Raw genomic sequence first — 2647 nt, forward strand, 5'->3', positions numbered from 1 at the left:
AAAGTCCGTTCACTTCTCAACTACACGTTCCGTTCGACCAGTTTGAAAACGATTCTGGGCAGCCTGCAGGATGACTTCATGCGGGCATTGGAGCTGAAGGAGGAGCAGGCAAATGCTTAATTTTAAAGATCACGAGTTAGTTAAAATCACCACCAGCGCGCTGAACGCGAAAGAGGCGCGCGACGAGATCACCATCGCTTACAGCAAGCGCATGGCCTTCCTGCGCAACGATCCGCTGTGGCAAGGCAATCTGCCGGCGATTCAGGCGGAAACACTCAGCTACACTGCGCTGATGGCTGATAAACTGCTGGAGACCCTGCGCGCCAGCAAGCAAATCGACACCACTTTTGCCGAGCGGCTGTGGTTCGAGCCCAAAGTGGGCGACGGTGACCACAGTACCATTACGGTTTACCTCGCCAGCCCCGACAAAAACACTGAACTCTTAACCATTGACGGTGCACTGACCCCCAACGGCCGGCTGATCGCCAAGAATCTGCCGACGCTGCTCCAAATCACCGCCAAAGACCCCGAACTGGGTTACACCGACGGCGAGCTGCAGGCTCTGGCGGCAATGATCAAAGTCCTGTACACGGCGGACCTCAGCTTTGCCACCATCGACGAAACCGTTCTGCAGCCGGTGGATGGTCTGAGCTTTGCCACCAAGTTCGACAACTCCAAGCCGCTATCGACCACAGTGGAAATCAAATCGTCTGGCAACATCAAGCTGGCCGTGCCGCTGGATCACGGCAGCGTGATCAGCTATCAGGTGCTCGATGACAACGGGCATGACTGGAAGGACCTCGGCGCCGACGATACGGTCGATGACACCCTGACTTGGGCCTCCACGACCATTCCGAACGAATTGGTCGGCGCCCACCTTCGCCTGCAGGTCAACGTGCGCGCCGCCGAAAATTCCCCGGCGCTGGACGAATTGTTCGTGATTGCCTCTAACAACGCGATCTTGATGCGCCAGGCTGGCCGTGGCGCCTATGCCCTTGACCTGCCGAACCACAACGTGCTCAGCATCAAGCTGGACACGGAGAACAACCGGATCGTCTTGCACTACCCGGAGAAAACAGTGCACGTCATGGAACTGAACCACCAGTACCCGTTCTTTGGCGAGTGGCTCAAGGCGGTCCTGCCGCAGCGCCGCGCATTCAACTAAAACCGAAAAAAAGCGCCGTTATCGGCGCTTTTTGTTTGCTTATTTTGCTTAGCCTTGTACAATTAGGAACGATACTGATTCGAAGGGGCGAGAAAATGGCAAACGAATTACCACAAGTGGCGACCATCGCCGGTGTTGACAGCGATGGCAGTGCAGGCGCTCAGGCCGACTTGCACAGTTTCTTCATGCGCGGCACGTACGGTACGCTGATTCTGACCGCCGCCGTGGCGGGCAACTCTTACGGCATTCACGATAGTCAGGTAATGCCGCTGTCGTTCATCGATAGCCAGTTCAAGGCCGTCGGGGAGGACCTTAAGATCCGGGCCGCCAAGACTGGGATGCTGGCCGATTCTGCCGTGATCAAGGACGTCGCGGCCAACCTAAAGCAATACGATTTCGGGCCGCTCGTTCTCGATCCGGTGATTTCCACCAAGCACGGCAACATGCTGCTGGAAACCGAAGCGTTCGAGACGCTGAAAACCGTCCTCATCCCCATGGCGGATGTGATCACGCCGAACTTTTACGAGGCTGAGCACCTGACTGGGATGAAGCTGACCGACAAGGACGCCATCATCAAGGCTGCTGAGGCGATCCATGACATGGGCGCTAAGAACGTCATGCTCAAAGGCCGTCACGATTCCGCGTCCCAAACCGAAGTCAGCGATTACGTGCTGCTGGATTCGGGCAAGAGTTTCTGGCTCACCGGCCCGTACTATGACACTGAGCGCAAAAACGGCACCGGCGATACGCTGAGTGCCGTCATCACCGCCGAGCTGGGTAAAGGCACTGATCTGGAAGATGCGATTCGCCTCGCCAAGCATTTTGTCGACACGGCGATTGCGCACGAGATCCCCGTTGGCCACAAATTTGGCCCCATCAACCACTGGGCCAACCCGCTAGTGCAACCGAGCCAACGTCCTGAAGACTAACCAAAAAAAGTTCGCTTGCCTCACCGATGGTGAACTGCGATAATCCCTTTGTGGTTGTCAGATGAAATATCATAATTCATCTGACAATCATGGAGGGATATTTGTATGCCTAGATCAAGGTACACAGCAGAGGAGAAGTTAGCTCTTCTGGACGATTCCAGACAGTCAGGTCTTGGAGCCACGACATTTGAGCGTCAACACAGTCTGGGTCATTGCCTGCTAGCTCGATGGCAGAAGCGATATGAGCGTGATGGTCTTGAAGGCCTCAGTGAAGCTAGGAAGAATAAGCACTATACATCATCGCTCAAACTGGCAGCGGTGTTGGCTTATCAAGCTGGTGAAGGTACGTTGACTGAACTGACCATGCGTTTCGGTCTTCGCTCGTCGGCACAACTCCGCAGATGGATTTCCAAGTATAATGAGGACAAGACTTTGACGGCATCGCCGTTCAGAAAGCAGGTCCCCCCTATGAGCCGGAAAACAACATTCGAAGAGCGAATTGAAGTGGTCGAGTACGTGACCAAGGGCAAGCACTCCTACAGCGAAGCTGCAG

At 55.2% G+C, this 2647-nt stretch carries 3 protein-coding genes; all 3 read left to right on the plus strand.

Annotated elements, in window-relative coordinates:
• The first annotated feature begins 112 nt into the window (after window positions 1–112).
• The gene (locus JCM13995_RS13275) at window positions 113–1165 is read left to right on the plus strand and encodes a hypothetical protein (RefSeq protein ID WP_054666516.1); all 1053 of its coding nucleotides are present in this window, start codon (window positions 113–115) and stop codon (window positions 1163–1165) included.
• A 95-nt stretch (window positions 1166–1260) separates the two neighbouring features.
• Window positions 1261–2094 carry a bifunctional hydroxymethylpyrimidine kinase/phosphomethylpyrimidine kinase gene (gene thiD / locus JCM13995_RS13280; protein ID WP_054666518.1) on the plus strand — a complete coding sequence of 278 codons (834 nt, stop codon included), beginning with the start codon at window positions 1261–1263 and terminating at the stop codon, window positions 2092–2094.
• A gap of 105 nt (window positions 2095–2199) precedes the next feature.
• Window positions 2200–2647 (plus strand): helix-turn-helix domain-containing protein (locus tag JCM13995_RS13285; RefSeq protein ID WP_054666521.1); only part of this gene is annotated, 448 nt, incomplete at its 3' end.

The organism is Lacticaseibacillus camelliae DSM 22697 = JCM 13995, from assembly GCF_001311195.1.
Lineage (GTDB): Bacteria > Bacillota > Bacilli > Lactobacillales > Lactobacillaceae > Lacticaseibacillus > Lacticaseibacillus camelliae.